The following is a 22,744-nucleotide window of genomic DNA, read 5'->3' as shown; positions in this document are numbered from 1 at the left end:
GGCCCGAATGCGCGGCCGGTGCGTCGCCGGGCCATGGCCGCGGGTCGTCGCTCGGCGGCCATCGGCAATTTCGCGACGACCGGCGCCTGCAGGAACGTCGCTGCCGACGCGCGGTGTGCCGCGGTCGACGTTGCGCGTGACGCGAGCGCCGCTCGATCGGTGGTGATCTTCATCGCCTTTTCCCCGACACGTCGTTTGACGAGCGGCCGCCATCCGCAATCCGTGTGCCGTGGCGTGCCGCTCGGTGAGAACCGGAAATCGGGCAATCGGCACGCCGTGAACGACGCAAACCCGCGGTGCGCGGGCGAGGGAGTGGAATTGCTGCGCGATATGCGCGCTTGTGTTTCACGCGTGAATGATGGGGACAGGAAAATACCTCGAGCGATAGCCGGATCGATGTGGTTCGATACGAATAAAATTGCGATAAATCAGGCGTTTGTGGGATTTTTTGACGCGAAATCGGGCGTTGAATCGGCGTGTTTCAACGATGAGAAAAGCGTAGGTGGCTGCTTGAAAAACGTTTCTTCGATGTATTGCCAGTCGGGTGGCCCAAGGTGTGAAGGGGGCGAATGAAAATGAAAAACTGTTGCGCCGGCTTCGGTCTGGATTGCGCGTTTTAATTTGTTTTAGCTATTACGCCGGTAATGGTCTAGATGACAAAATCATGTCGCATGATCGCGTCGGCATTTTCAAAGTTGAATCGAAATCATTTCGCCGGTCGAGACGAATGCGTGTCGCAGGCACATCGGAGGCGGCCGCACGGGCTTGCAGAACGGGGCGCCGCACGCTTCGATTCCCGTTCGTCCGGGCATTGGAGGCTGGCCGAACGCGTCGCGACGCACGGATCGCAAGCAAAAAAAACGGATGCAGCGGCGATGCGTGACAGCGCGCTTCTCAGGTTTGAAACACTCGTTCGCCTGACGGTTCGGCGAGGGCCGGCGTGCCGGATTCTTCCGTCTAATCGCGGCATTGCTTCGCGACGCTCAACGATCGCCGCGTGTGCCCGACTGTTGCCGCGATACATTCCTGAAACAAAAAATGACGTTTCCGACGATTCGTGCCGGCGCGGAGGCCGTTCGGCGCGCGCAATGAACGGTGGAATAACGCGTGGCATGCTGCTTGCGACATTGGATGCACCGGCGAGCGGTCGACACGATGCAACAACGATGTGGGGGCGGCCAACTCGTCAATAAGCCAGTCGGGGAAACGGCAATGAAGACTATAAGCAATGGCTTGATCGGCGCGTTCTTTGCGCACCATAGGGGGAGTCGGAAAGTTTGGGGTATCGCTTGCGACGCAGTGCCAGCGTCGCGGGTCGCGCCTTGCCGATTTCCCGCCCTCCGCACGCTCCGCGTGCTGGAGCGGTTGTCGCTCCGTGCGGCAACCAGGCGACAGCGGTGCTCGCCTTCATTCAGTTCACCCGGATGGGTCAGCCTGTTCGTGCCGGACAGCGTGACGCCGATTCGTCTTCATCCGTGCAAGGCAGTTTCGATCGCGCCGGGTCAATACCGGTGCCGGCCGGATTAGATCGAACGCCTGTCGGCCGGATTATCCGGAAACCTTTCGGCGCTCCCTCGGGGAGCAGACATGCCGTCTGGCTGCAATGCAGGCCATTTTTCGCTCGGCTAAAGAGCGCATTTTGAGCGGCGCTGCATTTTGCGGTGGTAAATGTATTCGCGCATTTTCGATTCAGGAAGCGGGTGCCGGTGCCGGCATTTGTTTTTGGCGGGGTGTCGAAAATCGCGGGACGGAAATGTATGTTCGTCATTCCGGTTCGTCGAATTAGGGTGTTTTCGTGAAGTATTGGATATTCGTAAAAATAATGTAAAGCACGCTATCATAAATTTTGGACAGCTTAAAAACACAAAACTAAACTTCGTCCGGCCAAAAAATCAAAAATATCTGGATTTAAAAGAAAGCAGGAATCTCGTAATTTGATAGTGATCCTTATTTTTTGGGATTGCTCAAGTCAGGAAGATTGATGGCGTGCAATCTTCCCGGCTCATTTCGTCCACGCCGTTATGGAGTCGACCATGAAGAAGCTTCTGATTGCAGTAGCAGTTCTGGCGGTCTCGGGTGCAGCGTTCGCAGGTAGCGGCACGGTGTCGAGCAGCAGCTCGACGAGTGGTGGTTCGACGATGGCCGTTGTTGCGGGGTTCGGCCACTTCATCGCGATCGATTCCGGCTCGGCACTCGGCCAGGCCGCTGCAGTTGCCGGCGGCCCGAGCAGCTCTTCGATGTCGTTCACCAACCACGAGCAATCGTCGTCGGTCAGCGGCTTTGGCTTCGGCGGTGCACAGGCTGGTGGCACGAGCGGCGCCAATGCCGGCTCGATCGGCTGGACGCTTCACTACTAAGCCGCGGCGCGTAGCGTTCGTCATTGGCTGGCGGTACGGATGCCGGGTTTCGCTCTACGCGGGCAGGCCCGGCTCCGCCACCGCCGAACTTCCTCACAGCAAAGGATTGCTATGAAAGCCAACGTCATATTAGCGACAGCGCTCACCGTCATCTCGTCGGCTGCATTGGCAGCCGGTTCGTCCACGACCAACCAGACGCAATCCGTTGCGGCGGGTGTTTCCGGTTCGGTACTGGTCGGCTCCGGCAGCTATACCAGCAATTCGACTTCGACGGCGGGCGCGAATGCAGGAAGTACCGTCACACCAGCTGGTTCCACCGGCACGGCATCCGCCTTCCACAACTCGACTTCGACGGCCAGCGGTTCGGGCATGAACGGGGGCGCGTTCGCGGCAGGCGGCGGTATCGGTGCCGCAGGCTCGTTCGGCGGAAACGGCAGTACGAACGAGAACGCGAATGCGCTGTCGGGAGGGGTGACCGCCACGATCGTACTCGGCGCGAACCACTACACCGCAACGGGTGCGAACGACCAGGGCATTGCCAACGCGGGTGCCGCCGGGCTCATGGGCAGTGGCGGGTCAGGCGCGATCGCGGGTTCGAATCACTACAACTCGTCGACCGTGTGGAGTACCGGTCCGGCCGGCTCGCCGTCCGCATCGGGCGGAAGCCTGGGCAGTTCCAGCGCGACCGGAAGCAGTCATTAGTCAGGTGTGGGGGGACCAGTTTCCCAGCGACGCTGGTCTCTTTTCCCGCACTGTTGCCACGTAAGGAGTTGGCATGAAGCAGAAACTGATTGCCGCCGCATTGATGCTCGCGTCTCTGACGGCGTATGGCGCTGACCGTGCTGCCGATGGTGTGCAATCGAATATGCAGACGTCAAACAACCCTGACCAGACAATCAAACCGTCAGAACGACAAACGCTTTCGTCGGGCAGTGCCATCGGCGGACCGGGAGCCCAGCAGTGGCAGGGCATGTCGGCCGGCTCGTGGTCCCAGCTGGGCAGCGGCTGGAAGCAGTTTGGGGAAGCAGGAAAAGCTGAAGGGATTCAGGGGAATTAGTACGGTTGCCTGGGTGGGAGGTCAAACCTCGTCCGGAGAGTGAAATGAACAGCAACAGGATCAAGGTGGCATGTGCGGCGATGTTCGCGATGACCACGATCGGCGCCCAGGCGCAAACCGCCGATTCGACTTCGAGCGCGCAGTCCTCGACGTCGTCGACGGCGATCGGCCAGGGCGGTGGCTCGAGCATCAGCACGAATACCAATACCACGAGCTCGCGCGGCGGCAATGCCGCCAGCAGCAGCGGGGTTCGCGGTAGCGGCAATTCGAGCGTGAATGTGAACGTGACGATGCCGTCCAGCACGAGCGGCGGCTCGAACGTGACGCCGCAGAGCGTGAGCTCGCTCCAGGCGCCCGGCTCGCCCGGCACCAACCCGTACAACACCCAGATATCGGAAAACGTCAACTACTCGGGTACGCAGACGATCAAGACGAACCCGGCCATCCAGGCGCCCGGTCTCACGACCACGCTGTCCGACACCTGCATGGGGTCGGTGAGCATCGGCATGTCGTTCCCGGGGTTCGGCATGACGGGCGGCACGACGCTGGTCGACCAGGCCTGCGTCCGTCGTCTCGATGCGCGCGAATTCCGCGCAATGGGCCTGACCGACGTGGCGCTCGCGCTGCTCTGCCAGAGCGACGCGAACCGGCGCGCGGTGGAAGCGACCGGGCACCTGTGCCCGGGCACGACCGCGCCGCTCGCACGTTCGAATGTCGCGCCCAGCGTCGAAGCGACCGTTGCCGATGACGTGAAGTATCACGATCCGATCGTGCGCAACCGCATGGGCCTGCCGCCGCTCGACGCAGCCGCGCAGGCGCAGGCGCAGGCGCAGGCGCAGGCGCGCCCGGTGGCGACGACCGCGGTGCAGGCAGCGCCGATTCCGGTCCCGGTGCCCGTGCCGGCGATCGCCGCTCCGACCGTCGCCAGCAAGGTGCCGGATGCTGCGCAGGCGGCTGCCGCGAAGGCGTCGCAAGCGGCGGCCGTCGTGCCCGCTGCTGCCGCACCGGTTGCCGCGACAGTGCCGGCGGTTGCCGCCGCGCCGGCTGTCGCCCCAGCTGTCGCACCGGCCGCTGCTGCGCCGGCCGCGATGAGTGCGATGCCCGCCGCGGCCATCGTCGCTGCACCGGCTATTGCCGACAAGGTCCCCGAGCCTGCACCGGCTGTCGCCGACAAGGCTCCCGAGCCTGCGCCGGCTATTGCCGACAAGGCCCCCGAGCCTGCGCCGGCTGTCGCCGACAAGGCCTCCGAGCCTGCGCCGGCTGTCGCCGACAAGGCCCCCGAGCCCGTGCAGCCCGTCGCCGACAAGGCGCCGGAGCCGATGCCGGCCGCGACCGACAACGCAGCGCAAGCCGCTGCCGTGCCGGCTGCTGCCGTCGTCGCGGCGCCCGCAGTCGATGCGAAGGTGGCGGACAGCGCGCAAGCCGCACCGGCCGCGGCCGACGCCGCGCCGCAGGCGGCGGATGCTGCGATGGCCGCACCGGCGGCCGACATGCCGGCTGCCGACGCGAAGGTGCCGGGCGCGGTCGAAGCCGCGGCCGCACCGGCGCAGCCTGCCGACATGTCGGCGTTGACCGATCCGGCGAAGGCGTTGCCGCCGGCCACGGTCGACCAGCAGGCCGCACCGGCTGCACCGGCCACGCCGGCGCCGGCGGTCATCTCGACGAGCACGACGTCGTAAGCACGCGGGTCGGGCAGCCGTGCAACTGGAACGCCGGACGCACGGCTGCCGTTCGGACCCGATGCGCGACTGTCGTTGCTGGTTTGACGGGTGTTGGTCAGATCCCCGAGGTCAACACCTCTTTTTGCCTGACGAGGATGCAAGGAGGCCTCAATCATGAGGATCTTTTTGGTCGCGTGGCTGCTGGTCAGCGTGCAAGCCGCTGCGCAGTCGGTTTTTCAGAATCCGGCGGTCTTCGTCATCCTGAGCGAGCAGACCCTCGCGAACGCCGCGAGCGTCCAGCAGGCGCTGACGACGCTCGGCCGACCCGACAACACGGCATGCGTGCCGATGATGATGGTCGGCGACCCGCAGATGATTTACATGATGCCCGAGGAAGGTCACGCGCCGTCGTGGCGATCGCCGGTGTACGGCCGCGGCGCGCCGTTCGAAGCGCAAAACGGGCCGACGCCGACGGGCAAGACGGTCGGCGCGACGCAGCACGCCGAGGACATGCAGACGCAGCCGTGGAGCGACGGCAGCGCGATCACGCAGAAGATCGCCGGCGAGTCGAGCATGTCGGCGGCGGGCAGGGTGAGCGAGTGGCAGCGCAACGAGCTCGACAGGATCGAGACGGCCCGCGCGACGGACGTGACGGTAAACGGCAAGACCTACCGCGCCTATCGCGACGATCTGAACCGGGCGGCGAAGCCGGTCGTCGAGCCGCAGATCTACATGCAGCGTGTCGTTTTCTGCCGATAACGAAACACGAAACATCAATCCGAGGACAGGCCGGCGCCGCGCCGCGGGACTACGAGACCCCGTCACACGCGAACCGGCAACGGCCGTCCCGACATACAACCCCAAGCGGCGAGGCCATCGTGAACTATAGCTGCCAGATCAGGGTGTCAGGCCCGCAGGATGTCGAACGCGAGGCCGGCACGATGCCGTTCCTCGCGATCCGGTGCAACCATGTCGTGCCGTCGCGGCCGCTCGTCTACCTGTCGCAGCGGCACGATGCAGCGCTCGCCGACTGTCTCGCGTTGCGCGGCTGGGACGTGTGGCGCGCGAAAACCGTTGCGGACGCACTGAATCTCGTCAAGGCGAACCGCCCGCACGCGGGCATCGTCGATTTCGGCAGCTTCGCGTCGCCCGACGTCGCGTCGTTCGAGGCGCTGCTGCGCGACCCGCGCGTCGGCTGGGTTGCGCTCGCCGACAGCGAGCGGCTGCGCGACATTTCCATCGCACGCCTGATCCGCCACTGCTGTTTCCACTACATGCGCAACACGACGGCCTACACGACGATCGGCTATCTCGCCGGCCATGCGTACGGGATGCTGAAGCTTGCGGACGGCGACCCGGCCGCGGAGGCGCCGCCGCCCGACGGCACGATGATCGGTTCGTGCGACGCGATGCGCCGGCTGTTCGCGACGATCCGCAAGGTCGCGAACACGGATACCACCGTGTTCATCGCCGGCGAATCGGGCACCGGCAAGGAACTGACGGCGGCGGCGATCCACCGGCAGTCGGCGCGCGCCGCGGCGCCGTTCGTCGCCGTGAACTGCGCGGCCATTCCGTCGACGCTGCTGCAGGCCGAACTGTTCGGTCACGAGCGCGGCGCGTTCACGGGTGCGCACCAGCGCAAGGTCGGCCGCATCGAGGCCGCGCATGGCGGCACGCTGTTTCTCGACGAAATCGGCGACATGCCGTTCGAGAGCCAGGCGAGCCTGCTGCGGTTCCTGCAGGAAGGCAGGATCGAGCGGCTCGGCGGGCACGCGTCGATCCCGGTGGACGTGCGGATCGTGTCGGCGACCCACGTCGATGTCGAGGCCGCGATGCAGGCGGGGCGGTTCCGCGCCGACCTGTACTACCGTCTGTGCGTGCTGCGCATCGACGAGCCGCCGCTGCGCGTGCGCGGCCGCGACATCATGCTGCTCGCCAATGACATGCTGCGCCGCTATCGCGGCGACAGTGCGTACCGGATTCGCGGCTTCATGCCGTGCGCGGTCGAGGCGATCCACAACTATTCGTGGCCCGGGAACGTGCGCGAGCTGATCAACCGGATCCGGTTCGCGGTCGTGATGACGAACGGCCCGATGATCTCGGCCGCCGATCTCGAACTGCACCAGTACACGTCGCGGCAGCTGCCGACGCTCGCCGAAGTGCGCCGGCAGGCCGAGCGGCGCGCGATCGAGGAAACGCTGCTGCGCCACCGCCACCAGCATGCGGACGTCGCGGCGGAACTGGGCATTTCGCGCGCGACGCTGTACCGCCTGATGACCGCGCACGGGCTGCACGGCTGACGCGCGGTGGCGCGCGTGAGCTCAAGACCGTGCGGCGGCGGCCGTTAAAACATGAAATGGCCCGTCCGGACCGCCGACGCATCGATGCGCGCGGCCGGCACGCGGCGTATCACGCTTATCCGGGGTTATCGTGGCAGAGTGCAGTCACTGCGGCAGGACGTTCCTGGTCGGCGGGCAGTCGATCGACGGCCGCCGCTATTGCAGTCCGGCGTGCGCGCACGCGCATCCGATCGTCGTCGAGGCCGAGCGGGTGCCCGACGCGAAGGTCCGGCAGTACGTCGACGACTGGCGGTACGGGCCGTGCCCGATTTGCCTGCGCGAAGGGCATCCGGTCGACGTCCACGCGTCGCATCGCGTCGTATCGCTGGTGTTCGTCACGCGCTGGGCGACGCGGCGCCACGTGTGCTGCCGCCGCTGCGGCCGCAAGAAGCAGGCGATCGCGCTGCTTGCATCGGTCACGCTCGGCTGGTGGGGGCTGCCGTGGGGCATCGTGCTGACGCCGATCCGGCTCGCGCGCAACGCGCTCGGGCTGGCCGCGCGCGATCCGGAGGTCGCGACGCAGCAGTTCGAGCAGCTCGTGCGGCGCAAGCTGGCGGAGCGCCGGCTGCAGCGCGCGCGGCAGGGCGCCGGCGCCTGATCGCGCACCGCCGCCCGGTCAGGCCGGCCGTTCGAAGCCCGATGCGACCCAACGCTCGGCGCTGGCCTTGCTGAGCTTGAACCCGGCCGATACCTTCGCGTCGGCCAGCAGCTCGCCGTACGGATCGAACGCCTTGAGTTGCGCGTACGGCTCGAACTCGTCCGGCACGATGTCGAGCGTCACCGATACATCCTGCCCGTCCTCGCCCTGAACCGTCACTTCCTTGTGCAGCATCGCGCGCCGCTGCTGCTCGTGCCGCATCAGCACCTCGGTCGCGGTCTTCACGAGCGTGCGGAACGCGTTCGCGTCCATCGGCTTCGGGTTCTTCTTGTCGCGGCCCATGGTCCACGGCCCGACGAGCGCGGGTTCGGACTCGCCGTCCTTGATCATCTCGACGGCCCAGCCGTCGTCGTCTTCGTTCTTGATGATGCGGGCGGTCCAGCCGTTGTCGCGCCAGAGGCCGTCTTCGTGGATGGAGGTGTCGTCGGATTGCAGGTCGGATTCGGTCATGGGGAAAGCTGGGAGTACGGGCAGCCGGAGTATGGGCAGCCGGCAAAAGGGCAGTGGTGCGCGGCCGTCGTCGGCGCGTCGCTCACCGCCGGGTGCCCGGAGTGGCATGCAAACGCCGCAATTTTACCTGCTGGCCGGCCGCAAGGGCTCAATGCCGGCCGTCCGGCCGATGCCGGGCATCTGAACCGACGCAAATATCAAACTCGTATTACGTCTCCGGCGGCCAATCCCGATGCCGTCCGATATCCCGCCCGCGCGCGGCTTCATAGAATCGATCGTCGGGATAAAAATATCCCGGACATCCTTTCAACGCCAAACCGACCGCGCGCGTTCCGCGCCGCGCGGCCGGTGAACCACCTGGAACTGCGCATGAGGAAATTCAATGTTCGCATCGTTTTCGCGTACGACTGGCCGTTGACGCTGGCCGGCATCGAGCAGATCGCCGGCAGCGCCTGCGCCATCGAGCTCGTCGCGGTCTACCGGAGTGCGGCCGAGCTGGTCGCGTCGCTCGGCGGCGTCGACTGCGACATCGTGCTGGTCGATTATTCGATCCGCGGCGACGAGCAGATGGACGGCCTCGCGCTGTTCGACTGGCTGCGGCGCACGCGCCCGAACGCCGGAATCGTCGCGCTGGTCGGCAACGAGAACCCGCTGATCTTCCGGTCGATCCTCGCGATCGGCGGCGTGAGCATCGTCAGCAAGTTCGACGAAGTCGGCCATATCGTCACGGCGATCCATTCGAGCTACAGCGGCGGGCGCTACCTGTCGCCGTGCGTCAGGCGCGCGGTCGATGCGATCGGCGAGCGCGGCGAGGCGCCAGTGAAGCTGTCGGCGCGCGAGATCGAGGTGATTCGCCTGTATCTGTCGGGCGTGTCGATCAAGACGATCGCGCAGCGCCTGAGCAAGGGCAAGCAGACGGTCAGCGCGCAGAAGATCAGCGCGATGAAGAAACTCGGCGCGAACAACGACGTCGAGCTGATCCAGCGGGCGGCCGGGCTGGGGCTGGGCATCGGTGCGGCCGCGCCGCGGGCCGGCGGCGCGGTGTGAGCGGGCGCGTGCGGTGCCGTGCCGGCGCCGTCAGGCCGGCAACGCGAACCGCGTGACGGCGTCGCGCAGTGCTTCGGCCTGATCGCGCAGCGAATGCGCGGCGGCCGCAGCCTGTTCGACGAGCGCCGCGTTCTGCTGCGTGACCTGGTCCATCTCGCCCACCGCGCGATTGACCTGCTCGATCCCGGCGCTTTGCTCGCGCGACGCATGGCTGATTTCGTCGAGGATCTCGTTCACGCGCCGCACCGACTGCACGAGCTCGGCCATCGTCTCGCCCGCGTGCGTGACGAGCGTCGCGCCGTGTTCGACGGTCTCGTTCGACGACACGATCAGCGACTTGATCTCCTTGGCGGCCGTCGCCGAGCGTTGCGCGAGCGAGCGCACCTCGGCCGCGACCACCGCGAAGCCGCGGCCCTGTTCGCCCGCGCGCGCGGCTTCGACGGCCGCGTTCAGCGCGAGGATGTTGGTCTGGAACGCGATCCCGTCGATCACGCCGATGATGTCGCCGATCTTGTGCGAGCGGCCGGTGATCTCGTTCATCGTGCGCACGACGTCGTCGACCACCGCGCTGCCGCGCGTCGCGACCTGCGCGGCCTGGCCGGCGAGCGATGCGGCCTGCGCGGCGCTGTCCGCGTTCTGCTTCACGTTCGCGGTCATCTGGTCCATGCTCGACGCGGTCTGCACAAGCGCGGCCGCTTGTTCCTCGGTGCGCTGCGACAGGTCGGTGTTGCCGGACGCGATCTCGCTCGCGCCGACGTTGATGTTCTCGGTGCCCATCCGCACGCGCGACACCATGTCGATCAGCCCGCCCTGCATCGTGTGCAGCGCATGCAGCAGGCTGCCGCGATCGTCCTGCTTCACGGCGACGCGCGCGGTCAGGTCGCCCTGCGCGATGCGCTGCGCGGCGTCGAGCGCAACCTCGAGTTCGCCGCCGAGGCTCGCGCGCACGCTTTTCAGCACCAGCACCATCACGGCGGTCGCGATCGCGCCGAGCGCGGCCGTCATCGCGAGCCAGCGGCCGATGCTCGCGAGCACGGCCGAGTGCACGTCGTTCATGTACATGCCCGTCACCAGATACCAGTCCCACGGCGCGAAACGCTGCACGGCGCTGGTTTTCTCCTGCGGCTTGTCGGCGCCCGGCTTCGGCCACAGATACTCGACGAAGCCCTTGCCGCCTTCCAGGTTGCCGGCCTTCACGATCTCGACGAACAGGTGCTTGCCGTTCGGATCGGTGAAATTCGACACGTCCTTGCCGTTGAGCTCGGCCTTGATCGGATGCATCACGATCGCGGGCTTCGAGTCGTTGACGGAGATGTAGCCGTCGGCGCCGTAGCGCATCGCGGCGATCGCCTCGAGCGCCTTCTGCTTCGCGTCGGCCTCCGGCATCGCGTTCTGCTGCGACAGCTTGTAGTAATGGTCGGTCACGCTCGCGGCCTGCGCGACCAGCGCGGCAAGCTGATCGCGGCGGTCCGCGATCATCGATGTGCGCGTCTGCCACGCGCCGAGCCCGGCGATCACGAGCAGGCCGAGCCACAGGATGACGATCATCGAGGCGAGTTTCTGATTCAGCGAAAGGTTGCGCATGGTATGTGGTCGGTCAGTCGAGGATGCTCGCCGGAACGGCGTGACGGGGTAAGTGTCTTGACGGCAGGCGACGCGCGTCGCCGTAGGCGGGAAATCCCTTAGAAACGGTGCGGCCGCTCATGCCGTCGACGTGGGTACGGGTATCTATGCATATGCATAACGGGGCATCGCTATACTGTCGGAGCGATTGCGCGCGCCGGGCGCCCGGGCGGGCGGCGGCGCGGCGCCGAATGAAACCGAAAGGAGGCAACGATGCGAATTCTGGTGGTAGGGGCCGGCGCGGTCGGCGGATACTTCGGCGGCCGGCTGGCCGCGGCGGGGCGCGACGTGACGTTTCTGGTGCGCGACGGCCGCGCGGCCGCGCTGGCGCGCGACGGGCTGCTGATCCGCAGTCCGCGCGGCGACCTGACGCTCGCGAACGTGCAGACCGTGCGCGCGGGCGATGCGGGCGCCGGGGTCGCACCGTTCGACCTCGTGCTGCTGAGCTGCAAGGCGTACAGCCTCGACGACGCGATCGCGTCGTTCGCGCCGTTCGTCGGCCCGCAAACGCTGATCCTGCCGATGCTCAACGGGATGCGTCACCTCGACGTGCTGCGCGACCGGTTCGGCTCCGCGCAGGTGCTCGGCGGGCTGTGCGTGATCGCGGCCACGCTCGATCGCGAGCAGCGCATCGTGCACCTGAACGACACGCATGGCATGTCGTTCGGCGAACTCGCCGGCGGCGAATCGCCGCGCGTGCGCGCGGTGGCCGACGTGCTCGGCGGCGCGGGCTTCGACGCGACGCTCAGCGACGACATCGCCGCGCGGATGTGGGAGAAGTGGGTATTCCTCGCGACCCTCGCCGCGAGCACGTCGCTGTTCCGCGGCTCGGTCGGCGACATTCTCGCCGTGCCGGACGGCCGTCGCCTGCTCGAGACGATGCTCGGCGAATGCAGCGCGATCGCCGAACACAATGGCCATCGGCCCGACCCGGCGGCGATCGAGCGGATGCAGCGGATGGTACTGACGCCGTCGCCGCTGACCGCATCGATGCTGCGCGACGTCGAGAACCATGCGCGCGTCGAAGCCGATCACGTGATCGGCGACCTGCTCGCGCGCCGCGACCCGCAGGCGGCCGATGCGCTGTCGCTGCTGCGGATCGCATACAACCACCTGAAGGCGTACGAGGTGCGCACGGCGCGCGAGCACGCAGCCGCGTAAACCATCGGCGCGCGCGCATCGCACCGACCCGGCGGCGGCCGCCCGGTGCTGTTGCGCGCTGCACAAATTTGCTGTCCGGCGCCGTTTACGGCCGGAAAGCGCAAAAAAGTATCGGAAATCAGGCGTAAAGTTGGTGGAGCCGCGCGCGCGATCGACCTACATTGCTTCCCATGCGACCGGTCGCGTCGCCGCACGAAATACGAGAAACACGCGGCGCACGAGCGAACAGCCGAACAGGCCGGCAGCGATACATGGGAATGGAGACGCCAACATGATGCATCCCGATCTCGAAGTGGTCGAAGTGCGACGCGACGAGTCGTTCAAGGTCTGGTCGCACGGTTACCCGTATCGCACGATCCGCTGGCATTTCCATCCTGAATTCGAACTGCACCTGATCGTCGCGACGCGCGGCAAGTATTTCGTCGGCGATCACATCGGCTCGTTCGGCCCCGGCCATCTCGTGCTGCTCGGCCCGAACCTGCCGCACAACTGGGTCAGCGACATGGCCGAAGGCGAAACCGTCGAGCGCCGCAACCTCGTGATCCAGTTCGCCCCGGCGTTCGTGCGCCGCTGCATGGATGCGTTTCCCGAATGCCGCGATGCGCAGGCGCTGCTCGACGACGCGCGGCGCGGCGTCGGCTTCGACGATGCGACCAGCGCCGCAATCGCACCGCTGTTCGACGAACTGCTGGCCGCGCGCGGCATGCGCCGCATCGCGCTGTTCATGACGATCCTCGAACGGCTTTGCGGCGCCGACGAGCGCACGCTGCTCGCGAGCCCCGCATACGACCAGGCGGACGTCACGCCGACGCGGCTCAGCCACGCGCTGTCGTATATCGGCAAGAACCTCGCATCCGAGCTGCGCGAGTCCGAACTCGCGCAGCTGACCGGGCAGAGCGTCAGCGCATTCTCGCGCGCGTTCCACCGCCACACGGGCATGCCGTTCGTCCAGTACGTGAACCGGCTGCGGATCGAATCCGCGTGCCAGATGCTGCTTGCCGACGACGCGAACATCACCGATATCTGCTTCCAGGCCGGCTTCAACAACGTATCGAACTTCAACCGCCAGTTCCGCTCGGTGAAGGGGATGGCGCCGTCCGAATTCCGTGCGCTGCAGCGCCTGAACGCGCGCAGCCGCGAGCTTGCGCTGCATGCGGCGCCCACCGGCAATCCGATGCCGCCGCGCGTGCTGACGCCCGGCGCGCCCGAAATCGCGCCGCAGCCCGGATGATCGCCGGGCCGCCGCCCGCCTGAACTTTCCACGCCGTTTCACCCGGCCGATCGCGTCGCTCACGTCGCGAGGGGCTCGTTCAACCTCGAAAAAGCCGCACATAAATGGAGACACCGTCATGACGCACGCATCGCCCGCTTCATCATTCAGCCGCGCCGCCCGGATGGCGGCCCTCGCCGCGTTCGCGGCCTTGCTGCCCGCAGCCGTCGCGCATGCCGCACCGCTGCGGATCGGCATGACGTTCCAGGAACTGAACAACCCGTATTTCGTGACGATGCAGAAGGCGCTGAACGATGCGGCCACGTCGATCGGCGCGCAGGTCGTCGTGACCGACGCGCATCACGACGTCAGCAAGCAGGTGAGCGACGTCGAGGACATGCTGCAGAAGAAGATCGACATCCTGCTCGTGAACCCGACCGATTCGACCGGCATCCAGTCGGCGATCACGCAGGCGAAGAAGGCCGGCGCGGTGGTCGTGGCCGTCGATGCGAATGCGAACGGGCCGGTCGATTCGTTCGTCGGCTCGAAGAACTACGACGCGGGCGTGATGTCGTGCGAATACCTCGCGAAGGCGATCGGCGGCAGCGGCGAGGTCGCGATCCTCGACGGCATTCCGGTCGTGCCGATTCTCGAACGCGTGCGCGGCTGCAAGGCCGGGCTCGCGAAATTCCCGAACGTGAAGCTCGTCGACACGCAGAACGGCAAGCAGGAGCGCGCGACCGCGCTGTCGGTCACCGAAAACATGATTTCCGCACGTCCGAACCTGAAGGGCATCTTCAGCGTGAACGACGGCGGCTCGATGGGCGCGCTCGCGGCGATCGAGGGTTCCGGCAAGGACATCAAGCTGACGAGCGTCGACGGCGCGCCCGAGGCGATTGCCGCGATCCAGAAACCGAACTCGAAGTTCATCGAGACGACCGCGCAGTTCCCGGCCGATCAGGTGCGCATCGCGCTCGGCATCGCGATCGCACGCAAGTGGGGCGCGACGGTGCCGAAGGCGATTCCGGTCGACGTGAAGGTCGTCGATCGCAGCAATGCGAAGGGCTTCAGCTGGTGAACGACGTGCGATGCGACGCGAAGGGTGGCGGCATGGCCGGCGCCCTTCGCACGGAGAAGCCGATGGAAACGATACTCAGGCTCAGCCACATCACGAAAAGCTTTCCGGGCGTGAAGGCGCTGTCCGACATTCACCTGGACATCGCGCGCGGCGAGATCCACGCGCTGCTCGGCGAGAACGGCGCGGGCAAGTCGACGCTGATGAAGATCCTGTGCGGCATCCATCAACCGGATGCCGGCACGATCGAAATCGACGGCACCGCACGTCATTTCTCGAACTATCACGAGGCGGTCGCGGCGGGAGTCGGCATCGTGTTCCAGGAATTCAGCCTGATCCCGCACCTGGATGCCGTCGACAACCTGTTCCTCGGCCGCGAGCTGCGCACGCGCTGGGGCGCACGCGACCGGGCACGGATGCGCCGCGCGGCGGCCGCGATCTTCGCACGGCTCGGCGTATCGATCGATCTCGATGCGCCGATCCGTGCGCTGTCGGTCGCGCAGCAGCAGTTCGTCGAGATCGGCAAGGCGCTGTCGCTCGACGCGCGCATCCTGATCCTCGACGAACCGACCGCCACGCTCACGCCGGCCGAAGCCGAGCACCTGTTCGCGATCATGCGCGAGCTGAAGCGGCAGGGCGTCGCGATGATCTTCATCTCGCATCACCTCGGCGAGATCTTCGCGGTGTGCGACCGCATCACGGTGCTGCGCGACGGCCAGTACGTCGCGACGACCGACGTTGCGCGCACGGATGTCGAACAGCTCGTGCGGATGATGGTCGGCCGCCTGCTCGAGAGCAGCTTTCCGCCGAAGCCTGCTCTGCCGGCCGACGCGCCGGTCGTGCTGGAAGTCGATGCGCTGCAGATCGAGCGCGACAGCCCGGTGAACCGCTTCGCGCTGCGGGCCGGCGAGATCCTCGGCTTCGCCGGGCTCGTCGGTTCGGGCCGCACGGAAACGGCGCTCGCGGTGATCGGCGCGACGCGAGCGCACCGCAAGGACGTGCGCGTGCGCGGCGCGGCGGCGAAGCTCGGCGATCCGGCCGATGCGCTGCGCGCGGGCATTGGCATCCTGCCGGAAAGCCGCAAGACGGAAGGGCTCGTCACGTCGTTCTCGATCCGCGACAACATCTCGCTGAACAACCTCGGCAAGTACCGGTCGATGCGCTGGCTGATCGACCGCCGTAGCGAGGCGCGCGCGACGCACGACGTGATGCGGCGCGTCGGCGTGAAGGCGCCGTCGATTCATACCGAGGTCGCGACGCTGTCCGGCGGCAACCAGCAGAAGGTCGTGATCGCGCGCTGGCTGAACCATCACACGTCGGTGCTGATCTTCGACGAGCCGACACGCGGCATCGACGTCGGCGCGAAAGCGGAAATCTACGGGCTGATGCGCGAACTCACCGCGCGCGGCTACGCCATCATCATGATCTCGTCCGAGCTGCCGGAAATCGTCGGCATGTGCGATCGCGTCGCCGTGTTCCGGCAGGGCCGCATCGAGGCGACGCTCGAAGGCGACGAGATCGATCCCGACACGGTCATGACCCATGCCACGGCCGGCACGCGAGGAGCGACCCATGAACCTGCCTGATTCTTCTTCCACGCCTTCCACCACGCTCGCGGCCAACGCCGGAAACGGCGATGCGCCGCCGCCTCGCGCGATGTGGGCACAGTTGCGGCGCTCGACGCTGTTCTATCCGCTCGTCGGCCTCGTCGTCGTGTGCATCGCGATGATGATCGCGAGCCCGAGCTTCCTGTCCGCCGCGAACCTCGAGAACGTGCTGCGTCAGGTATCGATCAACGCGATCATCGCGGTCGGCATGACCTGTGTGATCCTGACGGGCGGGATCGACCTGTCGGTCGGCTCGGTGATGGCGCTGTCGGGCACGCTTGCGGCCGGGCTGATGGTCGCGGGCGTCAACGCGGTCGCCGCGCTCGCGATCGGCATTGCGGTCGGCTTCGGGTTCGGCTTCCTGAACGGCGTGTTCGTTGCGTTCGCGGGCATGCCGCCGATCATCGTCACGCTCGCGACGATGGGCATCGCGCGCGGTCTCGCGCTGATCTACACGGGCGGCTATCCGATCGACGGGCTGCCCGACTGGGTTGCGTTCTTCGGCAGCGGCAAGGTGCTCGGCATCCAGGCGCCCGTGCTGATCATGCTGGTGGTCTACGCGATCGCGTGGCTGCTGCTCGATCGCATGCCGTTCGGCCGCTACGTGTATGCAATCGGCGGCAACGAGCAGGCGACGCGGCTCACCGGCGTGCGCGTCGCGCGCGTGAAGCTGATCGTCTACACGCTGGCCGGGCTCACGTCGGCGCTCGCCGCGATCGTGCTGACGGGCCGGCTGATGAGCGGGCAGCCGAACGCGGGCGTGGGTTTCGAACTCGACGCGATCGCGGCCGTCGTGATGGGCGGCACGTCGATCTCAGGCGGGCGCGGCGCGATCCTCGGCACGCTGGTCGGTGCGCTGCTGCTCGGCGTGCTCAACAACGGGCTGAACATGATCGGCGTGAACCCGTATGTGCAGAACGTGATCAAGGGCGGAATCATCCTGCTCGCGATCTACATCAGCCGAGAACGATCGCGGTAATGCGAGATCGATCAGATATCCGAATCATCAACGAAAGAGAAAAATCATGACGACACCCGAAGCCCAGCCGCGGATGACCGCGGTCGTCTGCCACGGCCCCGAGGACTATCGCGTCGAACAGGTCGCGAAGCCGCGCCCCGGCGCGAACGAGCTCGTGATCCGCATCGCCGCGTGCGGGATCTGCGCGAGCGACTGCAAGTGCTATACGGGCGCGAAGATGTTCTGGGGCGGCCCGAACCCGTGGGTGAAGGCGCCCGTGATTCCCGGCCATGAATTTTTCGGCTACGTCGAGGCGCTCGGCGACGGCGCGGCCGAGCATTTCGGCGTGGCATTGGGCGACCGCGTGATCGCCGAGCAGATCGTGCCGTGCGGCAAGTGCCGCTATTGCAAGTCGGGGCAGTACTGGATGTGCGAGGTGCACAACATCTTCGGCTTCCAGCGGGAGGTCGCCGACGGCGGGATGGCCGAATACATGCGCATTCCGCCGACCGCGATCGTCCACAGGATTCCGCTCGGCGTATCGCTCGAGGATGCCGCGATCATCGAGCCGCTGTCGTGCGCGATCCATACGGTGAACCGCGGCGACGTCCAGCTCGACGATGTCGTCGTGATCGCGGGCGCGGGCCCGCTCGGGCTGATGATGACGCAGGTCGCGCACCTGAAGACGCCGAAGAAGCTCGTCGTGATCGACCTGATCGACGAACGGCTCGAACTCGCGCGCGAGTACGGCGCCGACGTGACGATCAACCCGCAGCGCGACGATGCGCGCGAGATCGTCCGCGCGCTGACCGACGGCTACGGCTGCGACGTGTACATCGAAACGACCGGCGCGCCGGTCGGCGTGAACCAGGGGCTCGACCTGATCCGCAAGCTTGGCCGCTTCGTCGAATTCAGCGTGTTCGGCGAGGATGCGACCGTCGACTGGTCGATCATCGGCGATCGCAAGGAACTCGACGTGCGCGGCGCGCACCTCGGGCCATACTGCTATCCGGTCGCGATCGACCTGCTTGCGCGCGGGCTCGTCACGTCGAAAGGCATCGTCACGCACGGTTTCGCGCTCGAGGACTGGGACGACGCGATCCGCGTCGCGAAATCGCCCGAATCGATCAAGGTGCTGCTGAAGCCGGCCCGCTGACGGCCGGCGTGCGCCTCACCGGAGACATCATGGAATACGTCATAGGCGTCGACATCGGCACGCAGAGCACCAAGGCGCTGCTCGTCGACCGGCACGGCACGATCGTCGCGCGGCGCTCGGCCGGCTACCAGCCCGATACGCCCCGCCCGCTGTGGGCCGAGCAGTGGCCGCAGGTGTGGTTCGACGCCGTGCTCGAATGTATCGCCGGCTGCGTGAGCGACGCGCGCGCGCAGGGCGTGCCGGCCGATGCGATCCGCGCGGTGTGCGTGAGCAGCCTGTACGGCGGCTCGGGCATTCCGGTCGACAGCGACATGCGGCCGCTCCATCCGTGCCTGATCTGGATGGACCGGCGCGCGACCGCGCAAGTCGACTGGGTCGGCGAGCACGTGAACGTCGAGCGGTTGCGCGTGATCACGGGCAACGGCGTCGACAGCTACTACGGCTTCACGAAGATGCTGTGGCTGCGCGACCAGCGGCCGGACGTGTGGGCGAACGTGCGCTATTTCCTGCCGCCGAACGCGTACGTGATCTACCTGCTGACCGGCGAAGTCGCGGTCGATCACAGCTCGGCCGGCAACATCGGCGGCGTGTACGACGTCGCGCGCCGCGAGTGGTCCGACGACGCGCTCGACATGCTCGGCATTCCGGCGACGATGATGCCGGAGCGGCTCGTCGATTCGACGGAGATCGTCGGCGGGCTGCTGTCGCAATGGACCGAACAGCTCGGGCTGCAGGCCGGCACGCCCGTCGTCGCGGGCGGCGTCGATGCGGCCGTTGCAACCTTCGCGGCCGGCGCAACGCGTACCGGGCAGCATGTCGCGATGATCGGCACCAGCATGTGCTGGGGTTACGTGAACCGGCACGTCGATGCGCGGCACGGGCTCGTCAGCATGCCGCACGTGTTCGACGGGCAGCGCGACCTGTACGTGTTCGGCGGTGCGATCACGGCCGGCGCATCGGTCGCGTGGTTTCGCGACCAGTTCTGTCATGCCGAAATCGATGCGGCACGCCTGCTGCCGCACGGCGATCCGCACGTGCTGCTCGAGGAAGCGGCCGAAAGCGTGCCGGCCGGTGCCGACGGCGTGCTGTTCCTGCCGTACCTGATGGGCGAGCGCAGCCCGGTGTGGGATGCGAAGGCGAGCGGCGCGTTCGTCGGGCTGAGTCTCGCACATACGCGGGCGCATCTTTATCGCGCGGTGCTCGAAGGCGTCGCGTTCGCGTTGCGGCACAACATCGAGGCCGGCCGCCGCGGCGCGGTGGTGCTGGACGACCGGCTGATCGTCGTCGGCGGTGCCGCGCATTCGGCGCTGTGGATGCAGATCATCGCGGACGTGACGGGCTTTCCGGTGTGGACGATCGAGCAGGACGTCGAAGCCGCGATGGGGGCGGCATTGCTCGCGGGTGTCGGGGCGGGGCTCGTGTCGCACGACGACGCGCAGGGCGGTTGGGTCACGCTCGTCGAGCGCGCGCGACCCGATGCCGAACGTGCGCGAGCGTATGCGGTGCGCTTCGGGCTTTACACGGCGCTGTATCCGGCACTCAAGCCGATCATGCACGAACTGCACACGCCATCATGAAGACACGATTCGATTTCAGCGGTTCGCGGATGCTCGTCACGGGCGCATCGAGCGGCATCGGGCGCGCATGCGCGGTTGCGCTGGCGCAGGCAGGCGCGCAGGTCGTCGCGACAGCGCGCGACATGGCCGCGCTCGAGGCGCTCGCCGGTGAGACTGGGTGCGATACGTTGCGCATCGATGTCGGTGGCGACGAACACGCGATCGATGCCGCGCTCGCCGCGCACGATGCGTTCGACGGCCTCGTCAATTGCGCGGGGATCGCGTCGCTCGAACCGGCGCTCGACGTCAGCGCCGGGCACTTCGACCGCGTGATGGCCGTCAATGCGCGCGGCGCGGCGCTCGTGGCGCGGGCGGTTGCACGGAAGATGATCGTGCGCGACGGGCGCGGTGCCGTGCATGCGCGGGGCAGCATCGTCAACGTATCGAGCCAGGCCGCGCTCGTCGGCTTGCCCGCGCATCTGAGCTATTGCGCGTCGAAGGCGGCGATGGACGCGATCACGCGCGTGCTGTGCATCGAGCTCGGCCCGCACGGCATTCGTGTGAACAGCGTGAACCCGACCGTCACGCTCACGCCGATGGCGCAGTTCGCGTGGAGCGAACCGGAGAAGCGCGCGCCGATGCTGGCGGCGATTCCGCTCGGGCGATTTGCGGAGCCGGACGAGGTCGTCGAGCCGATCCTGTTTTTGCTGAGCGACGCGGCGTCGATGATCAGCGGCGTGTCGCTGCCGGTCGACGGCGGGTATACGGCGCGATAGGTCACGTCATGCGGTGACGGGTGACGGGCGACGGGCGGCCGGTTGCCGTCGACCGCGCATGACGGGAAATAGGGGCGAATGTGCGGAGCGGACGACGCGCGACTAGACCGGGTCTTTGCTCGGCGGTCCGTCCGGTTGCTGCGGGTTGTCGTGGTGATGACCCGGCGGCGACGACAGCGGGTCGTCTTCCGGATCGCGGTTCGGGTCGGCCGGTGGTTCGGGCGTCGGGGTCGTGTGATCGGTCATGGAGAGCTCGCGCGATGCGTGATGACGGCGGCGCGGTGGGCGCGCCTCGTCTTCGTTATAGGCAATCGGGCGAGTGTTTGCTGCGGGATTCTTGCGGCGGGTTGTCGATCGTCGGCGAAATCCGTGAATTCGCGATTGTCGATCGTCGGGCGGGATCTTGTAGTGCCATGCATTGCGTGGTCTGCGCGATCATGCTCAGCGCAGATCCTGCGGCGTGTCGACATCGCGCAGGATGCCGGGATCGTCGACGTCGAGCAGTTTCACCGGCGCGCTGGCGAACAGCGCGCGCGCGCCCGTGTCGCCGTCGAGGGCGGCGAGCGCATCGAAGTGGTGCGCGGCGAAGCCGACCGGATGGCCGCGCATGCCGCGATGCGCAGGCGCGACGATCGACGCATCGTCGGCGTCGAGCGCGCGCGTGACGGCTTCATAGGTCGATGCCGCGATCCACGGCATGTCGCCGAGCGCGACGAGCCAGCCGTTCGAATCGGGCGTGGCGCGCACGCCGGCTGCGAGGCTCGCGCCCATGCCGCGCAACGCATCGGGCGCATAGACGACCTGGCAACCGGCTTCGTTCAGCAGAATCGCGAGTTTTTCGGCGCCGGGACGCACGACGGCGATCACGTCGGCCGTGGCCGCCGCGAGACGGTGGGCGGCCGCGACCGCGACCGGCGTGCCGTCGGGAAGCAGCGCGAGCAGTTTGCTGTGCAGGCCGCTTGGGTCGAAGCGTTGACCGAGACCGCCGGCGAGCAGGACGCCGGTGACGAGTGACGCATAGGACATCGGCGCGGGGGGAATGAGACAGGTGCTGCGATTGTGCGGGAGCGGGCGGGGATCGGCAAGTGAGGGTGTTACCGAGTCGCGCCCATCAGGTCGGAAAGACTGTCATCGCGCACCTTCGTCGAGCATGTTTTCCTCGACGGGGCCGTAAATCGCGTGCGATTCCCGCTGCATGACGGCCCAATAGCGGTCGCCGAACGACCAGTGCCACCATTCGGACGGGTAATTCGTGAAGCCGGCGCCGGTCAGGGCGGCGATCAGTACGTGGCGGTTGCGCGCGGCAGTGCGGGCGTGCCCGGTTGTACCTGCAAGTTATGGTCGATCTGGTCAGACGAATCGCCAACACGTCGGAGTTGGCGTGGGCGTGCGGTGTGGATTGGCCTGCGGCTGCGCGACGCTTACCAGAGCGTCTTTACGTGCGCGTAAGCGCGGATTTTTTCGTCGCGGGTGACGAGCGGTGCGCCGAGCCGCCGCGCGGTGGCGACGATCATCCGGTCGGCCGGATCCTTGTGGAACGTGCCGGGCAGCGCAGTGGATTTCGCGGCGATGTCGGCATCGACGGGCACGAAGCGCATGCCGTCGATCTGCGCGACGGTGGCGAGCCACGCGTCGACATCCATCGTCAGTGCGAGGCGTTCGTTGCGCACCAGCATCGCAATCTCCCACGCGGAGATCGCGGATGCCGCGAGTGCGCCTTCGCCCCGCGCGCGGTCGATCGCACTTCGCGCTTTCTTGCTGAGCGAAGGATCGCCCGCCACCCACCACACCAATGCATGCGTATCCAGCACGATCACCGCGACGCCTCCCAATCATCTTCCGCAATCGGATCGACAGGATTGTCGTAGCGCATGACCGAGCCGCGCAATATGTCCAACGGCTGAGCCTCGCGTGTGTGATACGGCCGGATCTCGAGCGTCGGCTTGCCGTGATCGGTGACGATCAGGCTTTCGCCCGACGACTCGACGAGCCGGAAGTATTCGAGTGCGCGAGCCTTGAATTCGGATTTCGAAACGGGAGCGTGCGGCATCAT

The 22,744-nt window shown here is 66.9% G+C and carries 23 protein-coding genes and 1 pseudogene; 17 read left to right on the top strand and 7 right to left on the bottom strand.

Annotation, left to right across the window (positions count from 1 at the left end; translation table 11 throughout):
* The first annotated feature begins 33 nt into the window (after positions 1-33).
* The 8 genes from ACNQQL_RS30185 to ACNQQL_RS30150 all read left to right on the top strand — a co-directional run bounded on the left by ACNQQL_RS30185 (position 34) and on the right by ACNQQL_RS30150 (position 8,012).
* Positions 34-573, top strand: a complete 540-nt coding sequence (locus ACNQQL_RS30185; protein ID WP_347067798.1) for a hypothetical protein — start codon at positions 34-36, stop codon at positions 571-573.
* 1,460 nt (positions 574-2,033) lie between these two features.
* Positions 2,034-2,357 (top strand): hypothetical protein, encoded by a 324-nt coding sequence (locus tag ACNQQL_RS30180; RefSeq protein ID WP_347067796.1) that lies wholly within the window; start codon positions 2,034-2,036, stop codon positions 2,355-2,357.
* A 111-nt stretch (positions 2,358-2,468) separates the two neighbouring features.
* Positions 2,469-3,059 carry a hypothetical protein gene (locus ACNQQL_RS30175; RefSeq protein WP_347067794.1) on the top strand — a complete coding sequence of 197 codons (591 nt, stop codon included), beginning with the start codon at positions 2,469-2,471 and terminating at the stop codon, positions 3,057-3,059.
* Positions 3,060-3,132: 73 nt separating this feature from the next.
* Positions 3,133-3,414 (top strand): hypothetical protein, encoded by a 282-nt coding sequence (locus ACNQQL_RS30170; RefSeq protein ID WP_347067792.1) that lies wholly within the window; start codon positions 3,133-3,135, stop codon positions 3,412-3,414.
* A gap of 44 nt (positions 3,415-3,458) precedes the next feature.
* Positions 3,459-5,093: a chemotaxis protein CheA gene (locus tag ACNQQL_RS30165; RefSeq protein WP_347067790.1), complete on the top strand. Its 1,635-nt coding sequence runs from the start codon at positions 3,459-3,461 to the stop codon at positions 5,091-5,093.
* Between the two features lie 156 nt (positions 5,094-5,249).
* A complete protein-coding gene (locus ACNQQL_RS30160; protein WP_347067788.1) occupies positions 5,250-5,834 on the top strand; it encodes a hypothetical protein in 585 nt (194 codons plus the stop codon).
* A 182-nt stretch (positions 5,835-6,016) separates the two neighbouring features.
* Complete coding sequence (locus ACNQQL_RS30155; RefSeq protein ID WP_416392784.1) at positions 6,017-7,375, top strand: sigma 54-interacting transcriptional regulator; 1,359 nt, start codon at positions 6,017-6,019, stop codon at positions 7,373-7,375.
* Between the two features lie 130 nt (positions 7,376-7,505).
* On the top strand, positions 7,506-8,012 hold the full coding sequence (locus tag ACNQQL_RS30150; RefSeq protein WP_347067785.1) for a hypothetical protein: 507 nt from the start codon (positions 7,506-7,508) through the stop codon (positions 8,010-8,012).
* 18 nt (positions 8,013-8,030) lie between these two features.
* Here the strand turns inward: ACNQQL_RS30150 and ACNQQL_RS30145 are convergent, their stop codons facing one another.
* Positions 8,031-8,522, bottom strand: a complete 492-nt coding sequence (locus ACNQQL_RS30145; protein WP_072442345.1) for a hypothetical protein — start codon at positions 8,520-8,522, stop codon at positions 8,031-8,033.
* A 369-nt stretch (positions 8,523-8,891) separates the two neighbouring features.
* Here ACNQQL_RS30145 and ACNQQL_RS30140 point away from each other — a divergent pair, with 369 nt between their 5' ends.
* A complete protein-coding gene (locus ACNQQL_RS30140; protein ID WP_204423195.1) occupies positions 8,892-9,569 on the top strand; it encodes a response regulator transcription factor in 678 nt (225 codons plus the stop codon).
* Between the two features lie 30 nt (positions 9,570-9,599).
* Here the strand turns inward: ACNQQL_RS30140 and ACNQQL_RS30135 are convergent, their stop codons facing one another.
* A complete protein-coding gene (locus tag ACNQQL_RS30135; protein WP_347067782.1) occupies positions 9,600-11,153 on the bottom strand; it encodes a methyl-accepting chemotaxis protein in 1,554 nt (517 codons plus the stop codon).
* A 252-nt stretch (positions 11,154-11,405) separates the two neighbouring features.
* Here ACNQQL_RS30135 and panE point away from each other — a divergent pair, with 252 nt between their 5' ends.
* The 8 genes from panE (at position 11,406) to ACNQQL_RS30095 (ending at position 20,691) form a co-directional block, all read left to right on the top strand.
* Positions 11,406-12,353, top strand: coding sequence for a 2-dehydropantoate 2-reductase (gene panE / locus ACNQQL_RS30130; RefSeq protein WP_347067780.1), 948 nt, complete (start codon positions 11,406-11,408; stop codon positions 12,351-12,353).
* 271 nt (positions 12,354-12,624) lie between these two features.
* A complete protein-coding gene (locus ACNQQL_RS30125) occupies positions 12,625-13,584 on the top strand; it encodes an AraC family transcriptional regulator (RefSeq protein ID WP_347067779.1) in 960 nt (319 codons plus the stop codon).
* Between the two features lie 118 nt (positions 13,585-13,702).
* Positions 13,703-14,641: a substrate-binding domain-containing protein gene (locus ACNQQL_RS30120; protein WP_347067777.1), complete on the top strand. Its 939-nt coding sequence runs from the start codon at positions 13,703-13,705 to the stop codon at positions 14,639-14,641.
* Between the two features lie 62 nt (positions 14,642-14,703).
* Complete coding sequence (locus ACNQQL_RS30115; protein WP_347067775.1) at positions 14,704-16,224, top strand: sugar ABC transporter ATP-binding protein; 1,521 nt, start codon at positions 14,704-14,706, stop codon at positions 16,222-16,224.
* The gene (locus tag ACNQQL_RS30110) at positions 16,211-17,224 is read left to right on the top strand and encodes an ABC transporter permease (protein ID WP_027789502.1); all 1,014 of its coding nucleotides are present in this window, start codon (positions 16,211-16,213) and stop codon (positions 17,222-17,224) included. Before ACNQQL_RS30115 ends, ACNQQL_RS30110 begins: the two co-directional genes overlap by 14 nt.
* Before the next feature lie 46 nt (positions 17,225-17,270).
* Entirely contained in the window at positions 17,271-18,359 is a 1,089-nt protein-coding gene (locus ACNQQL_RS30105; protein ID WP_347067772.1) for an alcohol dehydrogenase catalytic domain-containing protein, read from the top strand.
* Between the two features lie 29 nt (positions 18,360-18,388).
* On the top strand, positions 18,389-19,936 hold the full coding sequence (locus ACNQQL_RS30100) for an FGGY-family carbohydrate kinase (RefSeq protein WP_347067770.1): 1,548 nt from the start codon (positions 18,389-18,391) through the stop codon (positions 19,934-19,936).
* A complete protein-coding gene (locus ACNQQL_RS30095; protein ID WP_347067768.1) occupies positions 19,933-20,691 on the top strand; it encodes an SDR family oxidoreductase in 759 nt (252 codons plus the stop codon). Before ACNQQL_RS30100 ends, ACNQQL_RS30095 begins: the two co-directional genes overlap by 4 nt.
* 102 nt (positions 20,692-20,793) lie before the next feature.
* On the opposite strand, the gene ACNQQL_RS30090 is transcribed toward ACNQQL_RS30095, so the two are convergent.
* From ACNQQL_RS30090 to ACNQQL_RS30070, 5 genes and pseudogenes are all read right to left on the bottom strand, one after another.
* Positions 20,794-20,937: a hypothetical protein gene (locus tag ACNQQL_RS30090; RefSeq protein WP_165948077.1), complete on the bottom strand. Its 144-nt coding sequence runs from the start codon at positions 20,935-20,937 to the stop codon at positions 20,794-20,796.
* 195 nt (positions 20,938-21,132) lie between these two features.
* Complete coding sequence (locus ACNQQL_RS30085) at positions 21,133-21,717, bottom strand: nucleotidyltransferase family protein (protein ID WP_347067765.1); 585 nt, start codon at positions 21,715-21,717, stop codon at positions 21,133-21,135.
* A 102-nt stretch (positions 21,718-21,819) separates the two neighbouring features.
* A pseudogene (locus ACNQQL_RS30080) lies at positions 21,820-21,987 on the bottom strand (M15 family metallopeptidase); the annotation flags it as partial.
* Between the two features lie 125 nt (positions 21,988-22,112).
* The gene (locus tag ACNQQL_RS30075) at positions 22,113-22,508 is read right to left on the bottom strand and encodes a type II toxin-antitoxin system VapC family toxin (RefSeq protein WP_012366464.1); all 396 of its coding nucleotides are present in this window, start codon (positions 22,506-22,508) and stop codon (positions 22,113-22,115) included.
* Positions 22,505-22,744: a type II toxin-antitoxin system Phd/YefM family antitoxin gene (locus ACNQQL_RS30070; RefSeq protein WP_347067763.1), complete on the bottom strand. Its 240-nt coding sequence runs from the start codon at positions 22,742-22,744 to the stop codon at positions 22,505-22,507. Before ACNQQL_RS30070 ends, ACNQQL_RS30075 begins: the two co-directional genes overlap by 4 nt.

This window comes from Burkholderia sp. LFS061, from assembly GCF_047978125.1.
GTDB classification, from domain to species: domain Bacteria; phylum Pseudomonadota; class Gammaproteobacteria; order Burkholderiales; family Burkholderiaceae; genus Burkholderia; species Burkholderia pyrrocinia_C.
Note: the sequence above shows the minus strand (reverse complement) of the source record. Positions and strands in the feature narration are given on the sequence as shown.

Coding starts and splice junctions, on each gene's coding strand:
- ACNQQL_RS30070 (WP_347067763.1), bottom strand. CDS start 22,744: ATGATGCCGCACGCTCCCGTTTCGAAATCCGAATTCAAGGCTCGCGCA.
- ACNQQL_RS30125 (WP_347067779.1), top strand. CDS start 12,625: ATGATGCATCCCGATCTCGAAGTGGTCGAAGTGCGACGCGACGAGTCG.
- ACNQQL_RS30090 (WP_165948077.1), bottom strand. CDS start 20,937: ATGACCGATCACACGACCCCGACGCCCGAACCACCGGCCGACCCGAAC.
- ACNQQL_RS30085 (WP_347067765.1), bottom strand. CDS start 21,717: ATGTCCTATGCGTCACTCGTCACCGGCGTCCTGCTCGCCGGCGGTCTC.
- ACNQQL_RS30105 (WP_347067772.1), top strand. CDS start 17,271: ATGACGACACCCGAAGCCCAGCCGCGGATGACCGCGGTCGTCTGCCAC.
- ACNQQL_RS30140 (WP_204423195.1), top strand. CDS start 8,892: ATGAGGAAATTCAATGTTCGCATCGTTTTCGCGTACGACTGGCCGTTG.
- ACNQQL_RS30160 (WP_347067788.1), top strand. CDS start 5,250: ATGAGGATCTTTTTGGTCGCGTGGCTGCTGGTCAGCGTGCAAGCCGCT.
- ACNQQL_RS30180 (WP_347067796.1), top strand. CDS start 2,034: ATGAAGAAGCTTCTGATTGCAGTAGCAGTTCTGGCGGTCTCGGGTGCA.
- ACNQQL_RS30100 (WP_347067770.1), top strand. CDS start 18,389: ATGGAATACGTCATAGGCGTCGACATCGGCACGCAGAGCACCAAGGCG.
- ACNQQL_RS30135 (WP_347067782.1), bottom strand. CDS start 11,153: ATGCGCAACCTTTCGCTGAATCAGAAACTCGCCTCGATGATCGTCATC.
- ACNQQL_RS30170 (WP_347067792.1), top strand. CDS start 3,133: ATGAAGCAGAAACTGATTGCCGCCGCATTGATGCTCGCGTCTCTGACG.
- ACNQQL_RS30095 (WP_347067768.1), top strand. CDS start 19,933: ATGAAGACACGATTCGATTTCAGCGGTTCGCGGATGCTCGTCACGGGC.
- ACNQQL_RS30175 (WP_347067794.1), top strand. CDS start 2,469: ATGAAAGCCAACGTCATATTAGCGACAGCGCTCACCGTCATCTCGTCG.
- ACNQQL_RS30145 (WP_072442345.1), bottom strand. CDS start 8,522: ATGACCGAATCCGACCTGCAATCCGACGACACCTCCATCCACGAAGAC.
- panE (WP_347067780.1), top strand. CDS start 11,406: ATGCGAATTCTGGTGGTAGGGGCCGGCGCGGTCGGCGGATACTTCGGC.
- ACNQQL_RS30120 (WP_347067777.1), top strand. CDS start 13,703: ATGACGCACGCATCGCCCGCTTCATCATTCAGCCGCGCCGCCCGGATG.
- ACNQQL_RS30115 (WP_347067775.1), top strand. CDS start 14,704: ATGGAAACGATACTCAGGCTCAGCCACATCACGAAAAGCTTTCCGGGC.
- ACNQQL_RS30110 (WP_027789502.1), top strand. CDS start 16,211: ATGAACCTGCCTGATTCTTCTTCCACGCCTTCCACCACGCTCGCGGCC.
- ACNQQL_RS30165 (WP_347067790.1), top strand. CDS start 3,459: ATGAACAGCAACAGGATCAAGGTGGCATGTGCGGCGATGTTCGCGATG.
- ACNQQL_RS30185 (WP_347067798.1), top strand. CDS start 34: ATGGCCGCGGGTCGTCGCTCGGCGGCCATCGGCAATTTCGCGACGACC.
- ACNQQL_RS30155 (WP_416392784.1), top strand. CDS start 6,017: ATGCCGTTCCTCGCGATCCGGTGCAACCATGTCGTGCCGTCGCGGCCG.